The organism is Prevotella scopos JCM 17725 (assembly GCF_018127785.1).
GTDB lineage: Bacteria > Bacteroidota > Bacteroidia > Bacteroidales > Bacteroidaceae > Prevotella > Prevotella scopos.
Genome location: NZ_CP072390.1, coordinates 1,760,595 through 1,782,961, shown reverse-complemented (window position 1 = coordinate 1,782,961; position 22,367 = coordinate 1,760,595). Strand labels below are relative to the sequence as shown.

Below are 22,367 nucleotides of genomic sequence, written 5' to 3'. Positions count from 1 at the left end.
AAAGGTATAGCCTCCAACTAGACACAACTCCTGATTGACCTTCATTTTAATATGCTTAACTCACATTAAATCCCTACCCTGGCATATACAGCAATGGTGTTATACCTTCGCACATTTCATTCCTAAAAGAACATGTACCAAGAAAAATTCCTGACCATGAGCGAAGAATAAGTACTTTATTGCCAAACTTATATTGTTTATGTTCCTTACCTTTGCTGATGCAAACTACATCTGGTTCGTGCAAAGAATATACTTTGTTCTTTGACTTCCGATTCTGAGAAGGAACTCTGTAATATAGCTCAAACATCTTCTCATATCCTTTCCTTCTCTTCCCCCAAGATTACGCTCTAGCTCTCTTACTAATGTTTTTTAGAACTCCATAATACGGCTTTCAAACTTATCATTATCAATGTGTGAGCGGTTCTTTACACGTGTCTTATAGGTATTTATGGTGTGTACAGAATAGTTCAGGAAGTTTGCGATACGTTCAGAATCAGTGATTCCCAATCGGATAAGCGCAAAGATACGCATCTCTGTCGTAAGTTGTTTCCTATCGAGAGGCTTCTGGTCTGGTTCGTCAAAGAGTTCGTTGTATCGCTCGATGAAATGTGGGAAAAGCTTCAAAAAGGTCTCATCAAAATCTACAAACATCGACTTTCTTTCTTCTCCTAATTCACTCTCTTTTAATGAAGAACGCAAGTCTTCAAATCTGTGCATGGAAATCTTACGGTCAATAGAACGATAAAGTTTCTCTACCTTATTGATGTATTCCGAGTTGATATAGAATGACCTACCAATGTATTCATCTTTGATTTTATTCACCTCCTCCAACTGTTCGTTCTTAACTTCCAACTGTTGATTTCGCTGTGCGATAAGTGCTTGTGCCTTCTTCAGCTTTATCATTTGCCTACGGATAAACCATCCTGCCATCAACAGTCCAATGACAAAGAGGATGAAGATTATTGCAGCCATAGCAATAGCATTGCGTTGTCCCTGCATTATCTTGTATCTATCCTGTTCAATGATAGGTAATACGCTGCTAACCTCAATCACACGCTGTCTTGCTCCATAGAAGTTAGCATTTGCAAGTGACTCTCTTACATACTCCGTAGCGTGCTGTATGTCTCCTTCTTTATAGAGAAGATTAGCCAATGTACAAAGAGCAGTAGTCTCTCTGACCACTCCTTCGTTGTCATATATGGCTGCTTGTGCAAGATAATCCATTGCCTGATCATTCTCTTTTAGAAAGAGATAAATCCATCCGATACAAGATGTAACAATCGCCTTGTGGTGCAAATCCACCCCTTTCCTTTGTAAGAACTGCTTGAAAGTATCGAGAGAAGCCTCGTATTTTCGTTCCTTCATTTGTTTCATTCCTATCGCATAGAGCCATTCCGTAGAGCCTTCTGGAAGATAATGGAGCAAAGAATCAGTATAGATGCCTGCTTGTCTCACATACTGACTCTGGTAGGGTTCAGTGCGTGTATAGTCAGATACGTCATAATAAAGGCGTGATGCCATTGTGTAATATAGCTTTCGAGCATTGGGAGTCGTTCCTTCCGTGTGAATAGAGTGTAGTTCATTGAAAGCCTCAGTATAGAGTCCTGCAGACAACAAGCAGAAGACTAAGTCGCAATGTGCCTCAACCTCATAGTCAGGATTCTTCAGTTTACGGGCTTCAGAAAGCAGATGATTAGCATAGACGTAGGCAGAATCGTATTGATAAGATGAATATGCTTTAAATAACTGTCTGTTTATTTCAAATCTGTCTTTCGCTGGAATCGTTTTCAAACGGCCTTTTAATCGTTTGATTTTTTCAAGTTTTTCATGCTCAAACAGCTTCTTTTTTTCCAAACTTTGATCGAGTTGGTTTAGTCGTTCTTCCCATTTCTCATTATTTGCAATACTGAATAAGGGAATAACAAGTAAAAATAATGACAGATATAACTTCATAAGCGTATTCATCTGAGGTATTGTTTGTTGATTATCAGATGTTTTTAATCATCTAATCTATCTGCAAAAATAAATCTTTTATTAATAACTACAAAAAATATCGACTGGAACTTCTGTCCAGCCGATACATTATATATCCTATGGGAAAATATGTATTAGATACTTCCCCATAGGCAGCTTGGATATTATCTTACGATGATTTTCTTTCCCTTATGGATATAAAGACCTGGTTTCAGACTCTCCTTGGATATTGAAACCTTATTTCCTTGCAGGTCATAGTAGGCTTCATCCGATTCAATTCTATTTGTCAAGCCATTGATACGATTGCTTTGATCGAGGTTATTCAAGTCGTCTGGTGAATTAACTTCAGCATCAGAGAAGAATCTGATAGCACCCAATGGAATCTTCAACTCAATAGTCTTTTTATTAGCATCATCACTTCCATTTACCTCATCTCTATAATCATGAGTATCATTTACCCATGCGGTGAGCGTATGAACACCATTTGTTGCAGTCCAAGTATTCTTTCCATTCGTACCGCCAGTTGCTGAAAGCGTAATCTTCTGATGTGACTTCAAACCGCTATAGTGCTTGTCGTTCCATGTGATAACGCTAGTATTGCCATCTATCTGGAACTGTACACCAAGTTTTGTACCTGCTGGTACGTCTTTATCACCAGCATTAACAATCGTTGCTGTGAAGCGTACTTCATCGCCAGCATTGATAGTTTTCTTATCAAAAGCAACCTTTGTAACAACAAGGTCATAGCCTCCCGTAACAGGAGTATAGTCTTCGTTGTCATCTTTCTCAGTCACATTAAACTTCTTCTCACGGCTGTTATTGTCTCTTGTTAACTCATCAGTAAGCTTGTTACGATAGTCAGCTCCAGCCTTTACAATGTGTCCTCCAGCTGTTGCTTTCCATGCTGATTGAGTTGTAAGGATGACGGTCTGCTTTGCTTTCAGTCCATTCTTATAGCTTGCGGTGACGAAACTTTGCTCGCCATCAATGGTTATCTTTATGCCGATATTTGCACCAGCAGGAATGTCAACATTACTTACGTTCTTAAGAGCAAACTTAAAGGTAACATCATCTCCTTCCTTCAGTGAAGTATTACCTTCGGCATTCTCCCATCTTAAACCTTGTAAAGCAATGTCATACCCTTTGATACCTTCCAACGGATTGACGATACCTCCCTGCTGACTTGTGTCTGCTTCAGGGAAATCTGGTACTTTATATGTAGCATCACTCAGGTACTCATAACCGATAGCAGCCGCACGTGCCTTGTTATTATCAGTCCATACAGGCCATGTCTGATTGTTTTTAATCTTGTCCTCGCTAACGTTTGCAATCTTAATGCCATTGCTAAACTTTACACCATCAACGTCCAAACGAATAGCACCAGTAGAGTGTTCCCAAGTAGAATACTTGGTTGTCTGTCCTGCAAGAGAAGCACCAAGAATCTCTGTGTTCTTAAATTCAATGCCTGTTGGGCCTGACATGACACGGATAGCATCGAAAGGTGAGTCATAGATCTTCGTATTGTTGAAGACAACATTGCGCACACCACCTTTGATATCAATGGCAGCTAAGTCCTCATGCCAACTGTCATTGTTGGTTCCACAGCGTACAAGTATGTTGTTGTCAAAGCTAATCTTCTGTGTATTCTTATACTTTGGACCAGGGAATACATCATTCAGATGAATACCTGCAGCCATGAACATATCAGCAATATAGTTATTATAAATCTTATGACCATCACCACCATAGAGGGCAATACCGCCTGCACGCCAAATAAGTTCAATGGTATTGTAAGCAAAGGTATTGTTCTTTTCATCTACAGCACCCATTGTTTCATCGTTCCACATTGCCAAACCATCATCTCCGTTGTTACGAACACTACAATTATAAACTGTTGCATTAGATGTTCCTTGACAGAAGTTCACACCGTCAGCGAAGTTATTACGGATACGACAGCTGATAATCTTCACACCATTGCTATAATCTACTTTACCATTGTAATCGCCTAACCAGAAGCCACACTCAAAGTGATCTTCCCATACATGATGGATAACACTTCCACCCTTGAAGATATCCATGAAGCATTTATATACTGCTTGCTGGTTATGACGACTTCTCAAATTAGAGTTCAGATAGAGGTTACAGATTTCAACATTGTTGCAGTAGCCATCTGGTCCGTGTGAGCCATTACCGCCAGAGATACCACCTCCGAAACGATTAGGGTTCGTAAACTTAAGGTTAGTGTACCACATACCAGCACCAGTAATCTTTACGTCGGATCCAAAGATGTACCAGATACCGCTCAATTCGAATGTTCCAGCAGGAATATAAAGAATCTTTGAGCCTGCGTCAGCATCCTTCAAAGCTTCTTCAAAAGCCTTCAGATAATCATTCCCTTTGATATACTTGCTATATTTGGCATCTGTAACGCTCACCGCACCAGCAGGGCATTCAATCTCTTCTGGCACAACCTCGGTCTCAATGAAATCTACTCCATATTTATGACCATTGGCACCAGAACTCTGAATGCGGATTCTATCACCTGCTCGAAGTGACTTATTAAGAAGGAAGTGGGTCTCATCAAAGGCAAAACAAGCTGGTCCACCATCATTTACATCAGCTGGATTACCACCAGAAAAGTACTGATACATATAATAAGATGTCAGATTAACTGTCTGCACCTTCTTATCATTTACATAGACATCCAACGAACCATTCAAACCCATTCCGTCACCAGAATCAGGCATTGTAAAGCGCATTGTCACACCATTAGCATCTCCCTTCATGGTCCATTCGGCGTAGGAGCCATTAGAAGGAAGCTCAACATATGACTGACGAGAAGCCTGTGAAGCTATATTCTTACGGTCCCAAGTAGGAGAGGTCTTCAAGGTGGCACCTCCTCCAAGACTTGCTGTTTCAGAGTCATAACGTGTGTAAGGCATCAAAGCACCCACTCGTCCCTTGGCATCAGCTGACGGGATATTCCAGTCATCAGCGTAAGATGCCTTTGACACCATCGTACAAGACAATAGAAGTGTCAGAGCAATAAATATTTTTTTCTTCATCATATTACTTGATTTTGTTCTTATAAAATGAGTTTTTGAGATTAACTTTGTTATGACAAAAATAGACTTTTCATGCTACAATGTAAAGTTAAAAAAGTCAATTACAAGTCTTTTAAGTGTATATAAATATTATTATCTTGATTATCAGGTAATTATAAGTATCTTAATTGAGTTTAATACAAATAAAGTCAGTGTATTAGAAAGGGCAAATAGGTTATATATTGCCCTATTCCCCTTAAATAACAAGGTTATATTGTAGGGTGATAACATTTAAATACAAGGTGTTGATAATTAGTTCATTATGTTATACATGGGTACTTATATAGCTCTCTTTTCTTTATATTTATAAATGACAAGCTTTAAAAATAATTGACATCAGCATTTTTTTTAGTAATTTCGCTATCAGAAAATGATAATAAATGCTTGGTATTTTTACCTGATACAATAAGAATTGTTTGGTTTTTGTTCAGTGGAATATAGACCTATTAGGTTAATGAATTAAAGTTAGGTTTAGTTTAACGAAGTGCAAACTTCAGAATGATATTTGGTATATATATTTGTTATTTGGGTAATTTAAGTAATATAGATTTAATTAGACGCATTTTATAAGTTAATTAAAGAAGTTAGAGCTTGTCGTGAGACAGGCTCTAACTTTTTGTTTTCTATTCTGCTAAATACATGGATTGTAAATAGAATAAAGGCTTATACACTTGTATAATATTAATATCTCAAATCAGATGGTCTTTCAAAGTGGGATTAATTTAAAGCTATAATGCATATCAGTCAAATTAATAATTAGGTCTATCCATTAGCATATTTATGGCTCTATAACTAATCGTGTGGGTTGTGTGTTGATATTCCACCGGTTTGGTGCGGGTGCTAAGCACATGTGGTGCGGGTGCTAAGCACTAATGGTGCGGATGGTATGCACCACATGTGCGAAGGATTAACACCATTGCTGTATATTGAAGGGTAGGAATTAAATGTGAGTTAAATGTATTAAAACAAAGGTCAATTTGGAGTTGTATTTTGTTGGAGGCTATACTTCTTGAAAATATTTTAGGCTCTATGACGAATAACCCACATGATTCATTATAGAGCCATTTAAGCTATACGAAAAATGCCTGCGTATTTAATGAAAGAAGCTTTTCAAGAAGAACTATACCTTTTGTGGTCTAATGACAGATATGTTTTAAATGTTAATAATTGCATTCCTTTTAGGTGAAAGTTTGTTGTTTTGAGGCTACGAAATGGCTAAAAAGCTAATATTTAAGTTATATTATTTGCTCTATACGATAATAAATATAGTTTGATTATCAGCTATTTAGGATTCACTATGGTTGATTTACGTTTATACAATTATCTGTTTTCTTTACTTAATGAATAAAGATAACTAACTTTGCCAATAAAGAAATAATCAACAAAAATAAAAATTTAATAACTAAAAACAAGATTCACTATGAGAACAATCAGAGGTTATTTGTTCGCTATTGGGCTACTCTTTTCTACGGCAATGGCGTTCACGGGATGTTCTACAGTTGATGACGGAAGTTTCACAGCACCGATAACGCTGAGCGAAAAGATTGGCGGTAAGTGGGTGGTTAATTCTGTTTTGCAGACTGATGAGGCGAATGCTCGTACAAAGACATTGACAGACCTACTCGATTTTGATACGTTTGTCATCAATCTAAACCAAGATGAGGCTGGCAATCCATCGACCTTCACGGTAGAAGGTAGTGCACCACTTTTGTTGCCTACAAGTGGTACATGGAAGATGGATTACAATTTCACAAAGAGTGATAATACGCCAAGTCGGCTCCTTCTCAATGACGGAAAGGCTGAGACAGCACTCACTGTAACGGCTGTGCCGGGTAATACGAAGACACTGGAATATCGTTTGACACGCAAGACAAACGGCCAGCCTTTTGTTTCTTACACTTATAATCTGACACAGGCAGTTAAGTAAATTCGGAGCGTGGAAGTTATCAGTACTTATTCTCTTAGGCTTATCAAAGCTTCAAAGTTTCCCTTCTCAAGGACTTTACTATAAGTCACAATCTTATGTTATAACTTCCTAACTCCCCTAAAATGACAGAATCAATATGAAGAAGATATTATTTGCATTGATGTGCTTGTTCCCCTTGGCATTGTTTGCTGATGGTGTAGAACTACCGAAGGCACCAAAGTGCTGGACAGTTCCAGCTGTCTTCACGGCTGATGAAGAGGTTACTTTCTATTATGATTTGACCGATGTCGGTTTTCAGGAGGGCGTTGACCTCTATCTATGGGCATGGCAGCCAACTGAGCCTGATGCTGGTCATGGTGGCAATTCGTCTGACTTTGCGAAGTTGGAATACGTTGGTAACAACATCTATAAGAAGACAATGGTGCCAACACAGTATTTTAATAGTGATGTATCAAAGTTTGAAGACGATGCATGGCCAGGCTTTTGGCAGCGTTTGAAGACGAAGGATGGTAGTATGTGGTCGGGTGTTTTCGCAGCTCCTGATAGCCGTTCTGAATTCAAGGAGTTTAAGAAGTCGGGTGATGGAATCCGTTTTTTCAGTGGTAAGAAAGACAAGGGTTTCACCGATAAGTTCACCTTAGACGAGCCGTTGACGGTAGTCTTCAATCCTGATGTCTATAAGTTGGGTGAGAAGACATTAACAGAATTGGCAAAAGATGCCGACTTCGTAGAGTTTGCTGCACACTCAGGTTTGAACGATTGGACCGTACAACAGACCTTGGATGTATGGCGTCCTGCGGTGTTGGCAAAGACAGGTTTGAAGAAACTTTCTAATGGTTTGTATGTTTGGAATGTAGGTGTTCCAAGTGAATACTATGCTTATAACCCACAGGATGCTGGTCAGGCAGACAAGCCAACAATCCTTGCCGATCCCGATGAAAAGGCAGCTTTTCAGCTCGAAAATATGACTTATCTTATCGTTAAGGTCATTAAGGATGCTGCAGGAGCTAACCAGTGGGGTGTGAATAGTGGTGACCAAAAGCAGAAGGCAGGTACGGCTACTCCTTATCCAGACCCTGTTTTCTCTTATTTCCCAACACGTCTAAGCAGTAAGGATATCCTTACCTTGACACGTGAATACAACGAGCGTACAGCTGGTGACTTGAAATATACAATCGTTGCAGGTACAAAGACGATTACTGGTACTATGCCTGGCGTGCGTGATAAGCGTGAGGCAACACTCGACTTGAACAAGGAGTTGCAGGGAGTAGAGGCTTCTGAACTGAAAGTAACAATAAAAGATCAGCATGATAAGACGGTCGTTACATCAACAATACCGCTCGTTGTGGCTGATTAATAACGGAAGAGGAGAGAATGATTCCTCGTCTTATTCAATCCATAAAAGCATTAAATTCTATGAAACTAACAATAAAAAATAAACTATCGGGACTCATCCTCTTTGTGTTGATGATGTTCTGTAGTCAGGTATCAGCACAGGATTTCACTGCTACTGGTACGGTATCTGATAGCGGTCATGAACCACTTATCGGTGCCTCGGTGAGTGTTGTAGGCGGTAAAGTGGGTGCTATCACTGATATTGATGGTCATTTCAGTATTCAGTGTAAGCAGGGCGATATGCTCGAAATCACCTATGTGGGTTATACAAGTCGTAAGGTGCAGGCAGGAAAAGGCTTGAAAGTCGTGATGGAAGAAGATGCCAAGACACTTGATGAGGTGACTATCGTGGGCGTCGGATACGGTAAGATGCGCAAGAGCGACCTTACGGGTGCCATTGCCTCAGTCAATTCTAAGGATATGAAACAGGGTGTTATCACCTCTACAGAGCAGTTGTTGCAAGGTAAGGTGGCTGGTCTTTCTATTGTTCAGAGCTCTGGAGCTGTTGAGTCTGGTGCTTCTATCCGTCTTCGTGGTGGTACATCTTTGTCAGCAAGTAATGGTCCGTTGGTTGTTGTAGATGGTATTCCGGGTGTTGATATCAACTCTGTTCAGCCTTCAGAGATTGTCAGTATGGATATTCTTAAGGACGCCTCTGCAGCGGCTATCTATGGTTCTCGTGGTGCAAATGGTGTTATCATCATTACTACCAATCGTCAAGGCTCAGACACTGAGGTGAATACTATTCAGTATAATGGCTATGTTGCCTTAGCTTCTGCAGCCAAAACGCTCGACTTACTGTCAGCAAATCAGTGGCGTAGTTATGTTCGTTCAACAGGCAATATGAGTGCTTTAGACTTCGGAGCAAGTACCGACTGGCAGAAAGAACTTATGCGTACGGCTGTCTCTCATGGGCATAATATCAACTTCTCATCGTCAAAGAAGAAGCATGGATATCGTGCCAGCTTCACTTATAACAACAACGAAGGTGTCATTAAGAACAATACAATGAACCGACTTGCAGGTTCTCTCTCTGCCTATCAGACTGGAATGAATGGTCGTTTACGTTTGGATGAGGGCATCAATACCAACTTTGACAGTTGGCATCCAGTCGATAACCGTATCTTTGAACGCATGACTAACCTTCAACCAACCTTCCCTGTCTATAATCAAGATGGCAGCTATGCTCAATTCAATGGTACTAACACAGAGAATCCAGTTGAGTTAAACAACAACAGAACCGAAGACCGCAAGCGTCATCGTTTCTTAGGCTACTTGAAGGCAGAGCTTTCTCTCCTCGAAGGATTGGTTGCTACGGTGAATACATCATACGAATTTAACTCTGTTAAGTCGGGTTTATACAAGCCTACTTACGCTCGAATGGAGGGACAGAGTGAGCATGGATGGGGTCAAAGAATCTATGATGACTATACAAATAAGCAGTTAGAACTTTACTTAACATACGATAAAAAGTTCGCAGACATCCACCATTTGAATCTTATGGGTGGTTATTCTTACCTCGATAACACCTATGAAGGCTTCAGTTCAACACGCTCTGGCTTCGATTCTGATGCTTTCGGATATAACAATCTTGGTGCAGGAACAGACCACAGACAGGGAGATGTGGGTTCTTATAAGGGTGAATCAAAGCTCATTTCGTTCTTTGGTCGTGTGAATTACAGCCTGATGGACCGCTATATGCTTACTGCTACGCTACGTAATGATGGTTCTTCTCGCTTCGGTCAGCACCATAAGTGGGGCGTATTCCCATCTCTTTCTTTGGCTTGGCGTATCTCTGAAGAGCCTTTCATGGCTTCAACACGTGAGTGGCTCGACAACTTAAAGCTTCGTGCAGGCTTCGGTGTGACTGGTAATCAGAATGGTATTGGCGAATATAAGTCGCTCTCTATCCTCTCTGCAGCAGGTTCTGCCTACTACGATGGGACTACGGGAACATGGAAGAACTCCTACACACAGATTCAAAACCCTAACCCTGACCTTAAATGGGAGTCAACAGCACAGTGGAACCTTGGTGTTGATTTCTCTTTATACAATAGATTGAATGGTACGTTAGAACTTTACTATAAGAAGACTTCCGACCTCCTTTGGACTTATCCAGTGCCACAACCTCCATACCTTGTGGGTACGATGTTGGCGAATGTTGGTGACTTAGTAAACAAGGGATTTGAGCTTACTTTGGGTTATAAAGCAGTCCGCACGAAGGATTGGACACTTGATGCTAACCTCTCTCTTGCCTACAACCATCAAGAGATTACGAAGCTTTCAAACGACCAATATCAGGCAGTTGGACTTCAAGCAGGTCCTCTGCACAGTGTTCGTGGTATGTCAAACACCTACGCACAGGTCATCAAAGAGGGCTTTCCAGCAGGTGCCTTCTGGGGTCCTCATTGCACAGGAATATCAGACGACGGCAAGTATATGCTTGAGAAAGACGAGAATGGAAAGGTGAAGGAAGGCTATTTAGGCTCCGCAATGCCTAAGTGGAACCTTGGTCTTTCACTCAATGCAACATGGCACGACTTCGATGCAAGCGTAGCTGCATACGGTATGTTTGGACAGAAGGTACTGAATGTTAGCCGCATGGTGATGTATGATCCAACACGCTTCCCATCACAAAACACCCTCGACGACTTCATGAAGAGCGGTATTACAGATAATCCAACTTTCTCTGATTACTTCATAGAGAATGGTGATTTCTTCCGTCTACAGTCTATCACTTTGGGTTATTCTGTTCCGATGAATGCAGTGAAGAAGATGGGTCTTAGTCGTCTACGTTTCTACGTGACAGGCGAAAACCTCTTCTGTATCACAGGCTATAAGGGTATCGATCCAGAAGTAAGTGTACCAGACAACGTACTGAACTCACCTGGTATTGACTTCTTCAACAGTTACCCACGACCACGCACTTTCTCATTGGGTGTGAACATCGGCTTCTAATCTTACCGTAACATTCAACATTATAAGAACATAATTATTATGAAACGATTGAATATTAGCATATCAAATATCCTTCCTGTACGGAAGGCTTGGTTAGGAGTAGGACTGCTCTTGGCAATGGCTTCCTGTACTGACCTTAACGAACAACTCTACGATAAGGTGTCGCAGGATGACTATGGCAAGACTTCTTCTGAGGTAGCAACTATCGTTGGAGGTGCTTACGCTACCCTTCGAGGCTATGGTTCTGGTACTCCTGAGGGCGCAGGTATCATCTGTTATCCTACTTGTGAGTATGTCTTCTTCACACAGGAGTGCTCAAGTGATGAGGCATGTATCCCAACCCGTGGTACAGACTGGTATGATGGTGGTCGCTATCAACAGTTCCAACGCCACAACTGGGACGCTAAGAACTCTGGTATCCTCTCTGTTTGGCGATATAACTTCACTGGTGTTTCAAAGGTGAATGCCATCATCTATCAGGTAGAACAGAGTGGACTGACCACAGAGGATAAGCGGAAAGTGGAGGCAGAGTTGCGTGGTTTGCGTGCTTACTACTATTACAACCTACTTGATTGCTTTGGAAACGTACCTGTTGTGACCGACTTCACGCAGAAGGAACTCCCAACGAATACTCCGCGTAAGGATGTCTTTGCTTTCATAGAGAAGGAACTCAAGGAGATTATCCCACTCTTGCCTTCTGGCATTACCTACGGTCGTTTTACCCAGAACGTAGCCAATACGCTCTTAGCACGACTCTATCTCAATGCCGAGGTGTTTACTGGTACAGCTCGTTGGCAGGATTGTCTTGATGCCTGCAATAAGGTTCAAGGCTATTCGTTGACAGCAAATTATAAGGCAAGTTTCGCTATTCAGAACGAGAAATCTCCTGAAATCATCTTCGCAATACCTTACGATCACAAGCAGGGAACCGTAGGTAACTATCTTGCAAGTATGACCTACCACTATAATCAGAAGTTGGCTTTCGATCCAGCTGGCGTTTATCAGTGGTGTGGTAACGGTATCTGCGCACAGCCGGGACTCTACTCATCATACGATGCGAAGGATGTACGTCGCCAAAGTCTGCTCATCGGTCAGCAGTATAGTGCTAAGGATGGTTCTGAAGTACTGATGGATGATGGCTCACCATTGAACTATACGGAGGAGATTGACAACTTCACCGATGCTGCTAAGAATGCTGGTGCACGTCTGAACAAGTACGAATGGAGTGCTAATGACTCTTGGGAGCGCGACAACGACTGGGTACTAATGCGCTATGCAGAGATTTTGATGATGCAAGCAGAGTGCAACTTCCGCTTAGGTTACACCTCAACAGCACTCACTTATATCAATCAGATCCGAAAGCGTGCAGGCCTTGACGACCTCACAACGCTCACCCTCGACGATCTTGACACAGAGTGGAAGCATGAGTTTGTATTTGAGAATCTGCGCCGTACAACCAACATCCGCTTCGGAACTTACTTCAAAGCATGGTGGGAGAAACCAGCTGACCCTGCCGACAAGCATACAGGTATCTATCCAATTCCACAAGAGGAGTTGAGCAAGAACCCTAACTTAAAGCAGAATCCCGGTTACGAAAGTTAATTTTAGAAGGGTTTATATTATAAAGATGCCCAATGGTACGGCAGGGATTTTAGGTCCATGCAGTTGCCATTGGGTATTAAGGGCTTTATTAGAGAAGCTTTATACAGCTTGGAATAAGCTACTAACGCTTACGAAAACAGCCTCTTTTATGATGCAATATACCACGTAATATCATATTAATAACATGACTTTCTCCTATAGAAAAGCTGTCTGTGGCAAATTATTTTCATGAAGAAAAATATTTTTTATCGTGAAAAGAAATATTTATTATCATGAAAAGAATTCTTTTTCTTCATGAAAATAATTCGGAGAAGATGACTTTTTATACTATTAGAGTTTACCTTTATGGTATTTAAAGTTTATCTTTGTGCTTATGAAAGGATAGCTTTTGTATAGTGGCAGAGAGTAGGATAGCGGTATCAATATAAGAAGTAGGAATCTTTCTGCACCTGCTTTGGGAATAGGAAAGTCAGCTAAGAGAACATTAAACGAGATGAAGTTAAAATCAGTATTTACATTTGCAGCTGTCTCAGGATTGCTTTTTGCGTCTTGTGCAGACAGCTATGAGGGTGCACCTAAGAAGCCTGAAGCCATTCAGTCGGCTGGTCAAGTAGTGCCTGTTGCCGTTACAAAGTCAAACACCATGCAGGTATATGCACATTATATGCCTTGGTTTGAAACCACCACATCCAACCCTAAGAACGAAGGGAAGTGGGGTTATCACTGGACAATGAAGAACTGTGACCCGAATAAGACCGATACTAATGGTAAAAGGCAGATCGCTTCCCACTATTATCCACAGACGGGTCCTTATGCAAGTGGTGATGAGGCAGTGCTGGATTATCAGTGTTTGCTGATGAAATATGCTGGCTTAGATGGTGTAATGGTTGACTGGTATGGCGTTAATAGTGATAATTCTATTGCCTTACATAAGTCGAATACCGAAGCACTCTTCCGTGCTTTGAAGCGTGCAGGGCTCAAGATGAGTGTCGTTTATGAAGACAGAACACTCGAAGGAGTGACAGATAAGGTTGGAACAGTACGTCAGGACTTACGTTATTTAGCTGAGAACTTCTTTAAAGATGATAGTTATGTGAAGGTTGAGGATCGTCCATTGTTATTAGACTTCGGTCCTATTCAGATGGAATCACCAAAAGACTGGTATCGTAGTTTCTCTATCCTCACCACAAAACCAATGTTCCTTGTACTGGAAGGAAAGATGGGCAGCGTTAATAATACTACTTATTCAGACAATGCACAAGGTGTTTATACGTGGGTAAATCCTAATCCTAACTATGCTATAGCTAAGGATTATAAGTGCTTTGTAGGCGGTGCTATGCCTAGTTTCTGGGACTATTACAAAGAAGGTGAGGGCGGTACAGGTTATCAGACATACAGTGCTGAGAACGGAGCGTTGTTCCAGCGACAGCTTGATGCAGCCCGACAGGCAGGTCTGAAGTATCTGCAAATAAGCACATGGAACGACTATGGCGAGGGAACTACTATCGAACCAACATTGGAGTATGGGTATAAATACCTTGTTATGTTGCAGAAGTTCATGGGTGTAAGTTATCAGCAAGCCGACTTGGAACTTATCTATCGTTGGTATCAAGCACGTGTTGCACAACCTAATAATACGAAGGTAAAGGAGGCTTATAACGCCCTTGTACAGTTGAAGACAGCTGAAGCAAAGGCACTGTTAGACGCAGTTAATGGTAAGAATTAATATTATTAAAATCTCAATAAATGACAACAGAACGTTTTAAAAATCTCTTTTTAGTGCTGTGCTTTGCACTCCTTCCAATGACAATGATGGCAAAGCAAGAAGCTACGGTAAGTTCACCTTCGGGCAATCTGACACTGACTGCAGGTGTTGATAATGCTGGACGACCTTATTATTCTTTGCGTCGTGGCGGGGAAGTAATCCTTCTCCCTTCAGCTTTGGGAATGAAACTGAAAGATGGAAGTCTTGATAGTGACTTCCGTGTTGTGGCTTTTGCAAGAGCAACAAAGGACGAAACGTGGCGCCAGCCATGGGGAGAAGAAGTCGATGTGCGCAACCATTATAACGAGTTGACTATGAAGTTGGCACAGAAGAAAGGACTGCAGCGACAGCTGAATATCGTCTTCCGTGTCTTTGACGATGGTATGGGCTTCCGTTATGTGTTCCCCGAACAAAAGCAGTTAAAGGACTTTGTCATCACGGATGAGGCTACAGAATTTTGCTTTAAGGGCGATCCAGAGGCTTGGACATTACCATACGATGCTAGTTACTATGAGGGACTGTGGACAAAGGAACATCTGAGTAAGAAGGGAAAGGTGTGTACTCCAGTTACTATCGAGGCGAAACCAGACCTTTATATGATGCTTCACGAGGCAAATCTGACAGACTATTCTTCGCTGAACGTCAAGCCTGTAGAGACAAAAGGTGGTAACGTAAGTTTGAAGGCTGAGTTAGTTCCATGGTCAAATGGCGACTTGGTGCGTGCAAAAGCTCCTTTCGTTAGTCCTTGGCGTATGTTGTCAGTGGAGAATAAGGCGGGTGGTTTGATTACAAACCGTGTCATGTTGAACCTCAACGACCCTTGTAAGATTAAGGATACATCATGGATTACAACAGGAAAGTACGTAGGTGTATGGTGGTCTTATCACATGCAGACAGCAACTTGGGCTCCTGGTCCTAAGCATGGTGCCACAACCGAGAATACAAAACGCTACATCGACTTTGCTGCACAGCATGGTTTCAAGGGTGTATTGGTTGAAGGTTGGAACTATGGATGGGAAAACGACTGGGGTAAAGAGGGTGATAAATTCAACTTCACAAAGGCTTATCCTGATTATGACTTTGAGGGATTGCAGAAGTATGCACTGTCAAAGGGTGTCTCGCTCATCGCTCACAACGAGACAGGTGGTGCTGCAAAGAACTATGAAAACCAGTTAGAAGAAGCCTTCTCTCTCTATGAGAAGATGGGAATCAAGGCTGTTAAGACGGGTTATGTCAATAATCTAATGGACGATAAGGAGCACCAACACTCTCAATATGGTGTGCGTCACTATCGCAAGGTAATAGAGGCTGCAGCTCGCCATCACATTATGGTGGTTAATCATGAGCCTGCTATGCCAACGGGTTTACAGCGCACTTATCCAAACCTCATTGCCAGTGAGGGTGTTAGAGGACAAGAGTGGAATGCTTGGGACGGCAATGGTGGCAATCCTCCTTACCATCTTTGTGTGCTTCCTTTCACCCGTCAGTTGGCTGGACCGATAGACTTTACGCCAGGTATCTTTAATCTTGAAGGTAAGGTTTTCCCTAATACGCATCCACATACAACACTTGCTAAGCAGTTGGCTGAGTATGTTGTTATTTATACTCCATGGCAGATGGCAGCCGACGAAATCGAAAACTACAAGGACCAACCAGCCTTTGCTTTCATTGAGGCAATGCCTTCTAATTGGCAAAAGACTGTGATTCCTATGGCGGAGATAGGCAAGTATATTGTTACAGCACGTAAGGATCGCGATAGTGAGAACTGGTTTGTTGGAGGTATGAGTGACGAGAATGCACGTGATATCAAGTTGAAACTCGACTTCCTTTCACCCGGTAAAAGCTACAAGGCAATCATCTATAAGGATGGTCCTGATGCTGAATACGATAAGAATCCTTACTCTATGACGATTGAACAGCAGGTGGTTAACAACGAAACAGTACTTAACTTGCACTTGGCTAAGAGTGGTGGCTTTGCTATCCAGTTGGTTTGTTTGAAGTAAGATAACTTTTTAAAAGATGATTATCAAGTCTTTACGATTGTCTATCTGGGCTTGGTAATCATCTTTTCTTTTGTATTATGGGGTAAATGTCTACCCTTATGAAGTGGGTCATTAACGCCTTACGATACCTCTTATCATGCCAATAATGATTCTCCAGAACCCTTTTCTATTACTTTGTTGATATCCCGCACATAATGTGCGGAGCGTTAGCACGAGTGGTGCGGGGCGTTAGCACCAATGGTGCGGAGGGTTAATCACGATGCAATACGTTGTTAGTATAGTTATTGTATATCATAGAAATGATAGGAAAGGATCCTATTTTAAGTTGCTCTTTTTTACCTTCAAAACTTGTTTTATTAGAATATTTTCGTTAGTTTTGCATTGTATAATGCGCACATAGATTAGATAGTAAAACACTACTGGTTAGGTGATTGATAATGATTTTATTGATGTTGTTTGTCGTAATGGGAAACAACTTTATATTACATCTATATCATCTTTGCAGCCGTAAAAACATAGAGAATATGAAAATTAATAGATTAATTTTTACTTTGGGTATGATGGCTATTGCCATAACCGCACATGGTCAGACCTCAACGATATCGGGTGTATTACTCGATTCTTTGACCCACGAGGGGGAACCATACGCCACTATCAGAGTCTATAAAGGTAAGAAAAGCGACAAACCGGTGGCTATGTCGGTGACGGCAGCAGACGGAAAGTTCTCTCAAAAGGTGGAAGGACAGGGTAGTTATATCGTTTCTTTCACTTCGATGGGACGTAAGGAGATTCAGCGTAGGGTAAACCTTACAGAGGCTGGTGGCACTATTGACCTCGGAAACCTCCTTGTACAAGATGATACAAAGCAGTTGAAGGGTGTGGAAGTGGTGGCACAGAAGCCGCTTGTGAAGATGGAAACCGATAAGATGACCTACGATGTTCAGAGCGATAACGATGTCAAGACAAACACCGTACTTGATATGTTGCGTAAGGTTCCGATGGTAACAGTGGATGGACAGGACAATATTACTGTCAATGGACAAGGTTCTTTCAAGGTCTATGTGGACGGAAAACCTAACGTAATGTTCTCTTCCAATCCCTCACAGATATTCAAGGCAATGCCTGCATCGGCTGTGAAATCAATCGAAGTAGTCACAAACCCCGGCGCAAAATATGATGCAGAAGGTGTCGGTGGTGTGCTGAATATCATTATGAACGGCGCTGATGGAAAGAGCAAGACAATGATGAATGGATATAATGGCAGTGTAGCTCTTACCTTAGGCAACAATGGTTCTCGCACCACAACCTTCTTTAGTGGACAGCAAGGAAAGCTCACCTACAGTGCCAATGTCATGGGAGCGAAATTCAAGTCAAACGGAACAGAAACCGAAATGCGCCGTACTTCATCTGATGGGTCTGCTATGTCCTATTGGCAAAAGGGCAATACAAAAATCAATTTTACGATGGCTAACATCAGCTTAGGCTATGAACTCGACTCTATGAGTAATATCGGTGCTACCTTTGGGTTGACTGGTCACACAATGAAAAACGATGGTCATCCTACGACAACCTTCTCAGGTGGAGCCTATGGCACTGGTTTTACGTATGGTAATGAGATGACAATGGAGAATAAAAACATGTCTTTTAATGGTAGTGTTGACTATCAACGTTTCTTTAATAAGGCACGTACAAGTAGTCTGACATTGAGTTATCTCCTTACAACCTCACCTGCAGAAAACAACAATCGACGCATTTATGATGCCTTACCAGCAGGTGTGTCGATCCCTTTAACAGACCTTTATTCGGCTGCAAAGATGCGTGGAACGGAGCATACTGTGCAGGTTGACTTTACGACTCCATTAGCAAAAGGACAGACATTGAGTACTGGTTTGAAGTTTATTTCTCATCGCAACTCGTCTGATTCTAAGTTCTATGACATCACAGGAGGTGCAGAAGTCTATAATGCAGCTAACAGTGTGAACTATAAGAACACACAGAGTATCTTGGCAGAGTATGCTGAGTACAGTGCGACAATGGGTAAGTTTGGTGCAAAGGCAGGCTTACGTTATGAGCATACGTGGGAGAAGGTGAACTTTATTGTTGGTTCTGGTGCCGACTTTAAGAAGAATTATGGAAGTCTTGTTCCCTCTGCCAGCTTCAGTTATAACATCTCTGGCGGTATCAACTTAGGCTTGAATTACAACATGCGCATCAGTCGTCCGGGTGTTAGTTACCTCAACCCATATATCGATCGTTCCAACCCAACAGTCTTGAGTTATGGTAATCCGAACCTATCAGTTGAGAAGAGCCACAACGTTAGCTTAGTATTCAATTACTTTACACCGAAGTTTATGATGAATATGACGCTTGGTGAAGCTTTTGCTAATAACCAGATAGAGCAGTATTCATTTATGAATGGAACCGTATTGAATACTACCTACGGCAATATTGTGCGTAGTCGTTGGACCAATTTTACTACTTTTATGAATTATGCTGTCACCCCTAAGACACGTATCATGCTCAATGGTGGCGTTGACTATGGAGATATTCGTTCAGAACAGTTGGGTGAACACAACTTTGGATGGCAAGCAAGTGCATTCTTGGGCGTACAACAAACCTTCCCATGGAAGATAAATTGGAGTGTGTTTATGGGTGGACTGACAAAGAAATACTTATTGCAGGGACATAATGGAGGTTTTAATATGTTCACATCAACCCTTTCAAAGAGTTTCATCAAGGACAAACTCAACCTCAGTTTGATGTATTTCGTACCGCTGACAGGAAAGATGCACATCAAACAATACAGCCATGGTGCTAACTTTGAGAACTACATGAACATCACGGTACCAGCACAACAAGTAGCATTGACCATTACTTGGAATTTTGGAAATACTAAGAAGCAGTTCCAAACACATGAGAGTAAGATTTCAAATGACTTCCAAGAGAAGAAGAATGACCAACAAATGAATGGTGTTGGACTGGGCGCTGGCAGTGGTATGTAGCCCTATCGCCGAATTATTTTCATGAAAATAAATATTTCTTATCATGAAAACAAATATTTCTTGTCGTGAAAATAATTCTTTTTGTTCATGAATAAAATTCATAGTTGTGGTCTTTCTGTATGATAAACACAGGTAGAATGTAGGTTTCCCACATGTTTATTCTACGTAAAAAGAGCATAAAAAAGAAGCGATATCAAGGTGTTTTTGATATCGCTTCTTCCTTTTCTTGTATATTATAATTGATTGTTAGTAAGCGTGTTAGTTGTCACACAAGTTTGTGTCACACAAGTTTGTATCACACAAACTTGTGTGATTGTTATTTTATTACTATATTTGCAGTCGTAAGACAAGCTAAAATTGTAATCGTTATGTGCAAGAAATTCGTTTATGGAGTAGCTGTTTCTGATTATAACTTCATAGGGAGAGAAGTGGAAACAAAGCGATTAATGAATAATTTCAGAGGTGGTATCAATACCATTCTGATGTCTCCTCGTCGACTGGGAAAGACTTCCTTGGTGATGCGCGTGTGTGAAAAGCTGAAGTCAGAAGATATTATTACGATTTATTTAGACATCTTTGGATGTAAGAGCGAGTATGACTTTTACAACCGTTTGACGTCAGAAGTACTGAAGCAGACGGCATCGAAGCAGAGTATGTGGCTCGAGGAGGCAAAGGAGTTCTTGTATAGGCTTACGCCAAAGATATCATTCAGTCCCGAACCGAACAGTGATTTTGCTATTTCCTTGGGTATAACACCGAAGACGCATACGCCAGAAGAAGTACTTGAGGTGGTTGAAAAGATTGCCATAAAGAGAGGAAAGCGGATCGTTGTCTGCATAGATGAGTTCCAGCAGATAGGTGAGATGACCGATAGTAAGCATGTACAGGCACGATTAAGGAGCGTATGGCAACATCAGAAGTACGTTTCTTATTGTCTCTTCGGTAGTAAGCATCACTTGATGAGTAGCATCTTCCTACATCGCAGTATGCCTTTCTATCAGTTTGGTGACTTGATTATATTGGACAAGATTTCAACGGCTGAATGGGTAGAGTACATTGTTAGCCATTTTGCAGACGGTAATAGGGCTATCAGTCCAGCCCTTGCAGAGGAAATATGCAGCTTCACCGACAACTATTCAGCATACGTTCAGCAGTTATCTTGGCTTGTTTATACACAGAAGGAAGAAGGAGAGACGGTGGATGAAACCGATATCAAGCAGGCAACAGATGATCTCTTAGCGACGAATGAGGTACTCTTTATGCAGATGGTTGAACCCCTTTCGGAGTATCAGCTTAACTTTCTACGTGCCATTACCTCTGGTGTTACGAAGGACTTTGGACTTGCAAAGATACGAGAAAAATATCAGTTGGGTAGTTACTCGAATATCAGCCGATTGCAGAAAGCACTCCTTGAGCGCGACTTGATAGAGAAACGCGGGACAGAGCTGGCTATTACTGACCCTGTGTTTGCCAAGTGGTTCCAACGGAAAATGGTATTTTAAAGATTAGAGAAGTAGAAAAGTAAAAGGAGTCAAGTCAATAGTTTTTATTGTATTACATGCTTTTTTTATACGAAGAAACGATTGACTTGACTCCTTTAATTGACTTTATTTTAGTTTTATTTCTTATTCATAGTGTCGCATTACTCTGTTATCATCTTACGTGATACACGTAGGAGGATGGCGAAGAGGATGACTGCTGTGATGAAACCTACGATAGCATCAATGAGATAATGAGCTTGGATATAAACTGTGGCACAGCAGAGAAGGAGATAGAATGGTGCCAATACTGCTAAGAGCTTATAGTTGCGGTCGTGCCAAAGGAGCAACATACAAATTGTGCTGACACCCACGTGCGAGCTTGGGAAGGCTGCAGTAGGGCGTTCTCCAGCGGCTTTTGCACTCTCAACAAGGTGGTAGAAGATACCATCCGTATAGCCAGGACTGGGTAAACAAGTCTGGTTGTGGTTGAAGTAATCGTGTATGTTAGGGAAGATACCTGCTGCAACGTTCTGCATACCAATTGCCTTGTAATAGAACGTAGGACCAGCAACGGGCACAAAGAGGAAGACAATGTAATAAAGGAAGAACGAAGACAAGATGATGAAGGTTGCTCTGTTAAACTCCTTATAGTACCAGCCGAAATAATAAACAGCCGTTGCGGCAATCATTGGATAATAAGCTGCATAACCCATATCGAATAACTCGCTGAAGACAGGACCCGGCAAAGCCTTTGAGAAGAGCAATGCTGGCTGATAACCAAAGAGGTCTTGCTCCCATTGCGCAAAGAGGTGGTCGAGGTTGGGCAGGTGCCTATTGATTTCAAAGGTGTCAGGATACCACCAAGCCAGTAGTCCTAACTGTACGCCAACACGTGCAAATCGCGTTGCTCTACAAGGTGCCATGCGATAGACAAGCCACATGGCAGCTGTCAATGCGACGATGCGAAGTCGTCCGAAGATCATTGCCTGCGGGTTATCTATGGTTGTGTACATAAAGAAGATGACGATGAGTGTAAATAGTAAGTATGCCATTACCACCCATTCGTAAGCCATAAGTCCCTTTACGGGCTTCTTTTCTAATTTAAATAAGTCTATGATGAATTGTTTCATTGTTTGTTGTTATTGGGCTAATTGGG

At 41.5% G+C, this 22,367-nt stretch carries 11 protein-coding genes and 1 pseudogene; 8 read left to right on the top strand and 4 right to left on the bottom strand.

The window, feature by feature from the left end:
• Positions 1 to 115: 115 nt before the first annotated feature.
• The 3 genes and pseudogenes from J4856_RS12705 to J4856_RS12695 all read right to left on the bottom strand — a co-directional run.
• Positions 116 to 363: pseudogene (locus J4856_RS12705) on the bottom strand (IS5/IS1182 family transposase); the annotation flags it as partial.
• A gap of 6 nt (positions 364 to 369) precedes the next feature.
• The gene (locus J4856_RS12700) at positions 370 to 1,965 is read right to left on the bottom strand and encodes a SusR family glycan utilization regulator (protein ID WP_025837462.1); all 1,596 of its coding nucleotides are present in this window, start codon (positions 1,963 to 1,965) and stop codon (positions 370 to 372) included.
• Positions 1,966 to 2,138: 173 nt separating this feature from the next.
• Positions 2,139 to 5,042 carry a right-handed parallel beta-helix repeat-containing protein gene (locus J4856_RS12695; RefSeq protein WP_081764306.1) on the bottom strand — a complete coding sequence of 968 codons (2,904 nt, stop codon included), beginning with the start codon at positions 5,040 to 5,042 and terminating at the stop codon, positions 2,139 to 2,141.
• A 1,456-nt stretch (positions 5,043 to 6,498) separates the two neighbouring features.
• Here J4856_RS12695 and J4856_RS12690 point away from each other — a divergent pair.
• From J4856_RS12690 to J4856_RS12655, 8 genes are all read left to right on the top strand, one after another.
• Positions 6,499 to 7,005: a DUF5004 domain-containing protein gene (locus tag J4856_RS12690; RefSeq protein WP_025837457.1), complete on the top strand. Its 507-nt coding sequence runs from the start codon at positions 6,499 to 6,501 to the stop codon at positions 7,003 to 7,005.
• A 136-nt stretch (positions 7,006 to 7,141) separates the two neighbouring features.
• Entirely contained in the window at positions 7,142 to 8,362 is a 1,221-nt protein-coding gene (locus J4856_RS12685; RefSeq protein WP_025837456.1) for a hypothetical protein, read from the top strand.
• A 59-nt stretch (positions 8,363 to 8,421) separates the two neighbouring features.
• Positions 8,422 to 11,358, top strand: a complete 2,937-nt coding sequence (locus J4856_RS12680; RefSeq protein WP_025837453.1) for a SusC/RagA family TonB-linked outer membrane protein — start codon at positions 8,422 to 8,424, stop codon at positions 11,356 to 11,358.
• Positions 11,359 to 11,397: 39 nt separating this feature from the next.
• Positions 11,398 to 12,960 (top strand): RagB/SusD family nutrient uptake outer membrane protein, encoded by a 1,563-nt coding sequence (locus tag J4856_RS12675; RefSeq protein WP_025837451.1) that lies wholly within the window; start codon positions 11,398 to 11,400, stop codon positions 12,958 to 12,960.
• A gap of 493 nt (positions 12,961 to 13,453) precedes the next feature.
• The gene (locus J4856_RS12670) at positions 13,454 to 14,686 is read left to right on the top strand and encodes a glycoside hydrolase family 99 protein (RefSeq protein ID WP_065367863.1); all 1,233 of its coding nucleotides are present in this window, start codon (positions 13,454 to 13,456) and stop codon (positions 14,684 to 14,686) included.
• 20 nt (positions 14,687 to 14,706) lie between these two features.
• Positions 14,707 to 16,728: a glycoside hydrolase family 97 protein gene (locus J4856_RS12665; RefSeq protein ID WP_065367660.1), complete on the top strand. Its 2,022-nt coding sequence runs from the start codon at positions 14,707 to 14,709 to the stop codon at positions 16,726 to 16,728.
• A 524-nt stretch (positions 16,729 to 17,252) separates the two neighbouring features.
• The gene (locus J4856_RS12660) at positions 17,253 to 19,730 is read left to right on the top strand and encodes a TonB-dependent receptor (RefSeq protein ID WP_025837449.1); all 2,478 of its coding nucleotides are present in this window, start codon (positions 17,253 to 17,255) and stop codon (positions 19,728 to 19,730) included.
• A gap of 368 nt (positions 19,731 to 20,098) precedes the next feature.
• Positions 20,099 to 21,232: an AAA family ATPase gene (locus tag J4856_RS12655; RefSeq protein WP_025837447.1), complete on the top strand. Its 1,134-nt coding sequence runs from the start codon at positions 20,099 to 20,101 to the stop codon at positions 21,230 to 21,232.
• A gap of 140 nt (positions 21,233 to 21,372) precedes the next feature.
• Here the strand turns inward: J4856_RS12655 and J4856_RS12650 are convergent, their stop codons facing one another.
• Positions 21,373 to 22,341, bottom strand: coding sequence for a phosphatase PAP2 family protein (locus tag J4856_RS12650; RefSeq protein ID WP_025837445.1), 969 nt, complete (start codon positions 22,339 to 22,341; stop codon positions 21,373 to 21,375).
• Between the last annotated feature and the right edge of the window lie 26 nt (positions 22,342 to 22,367).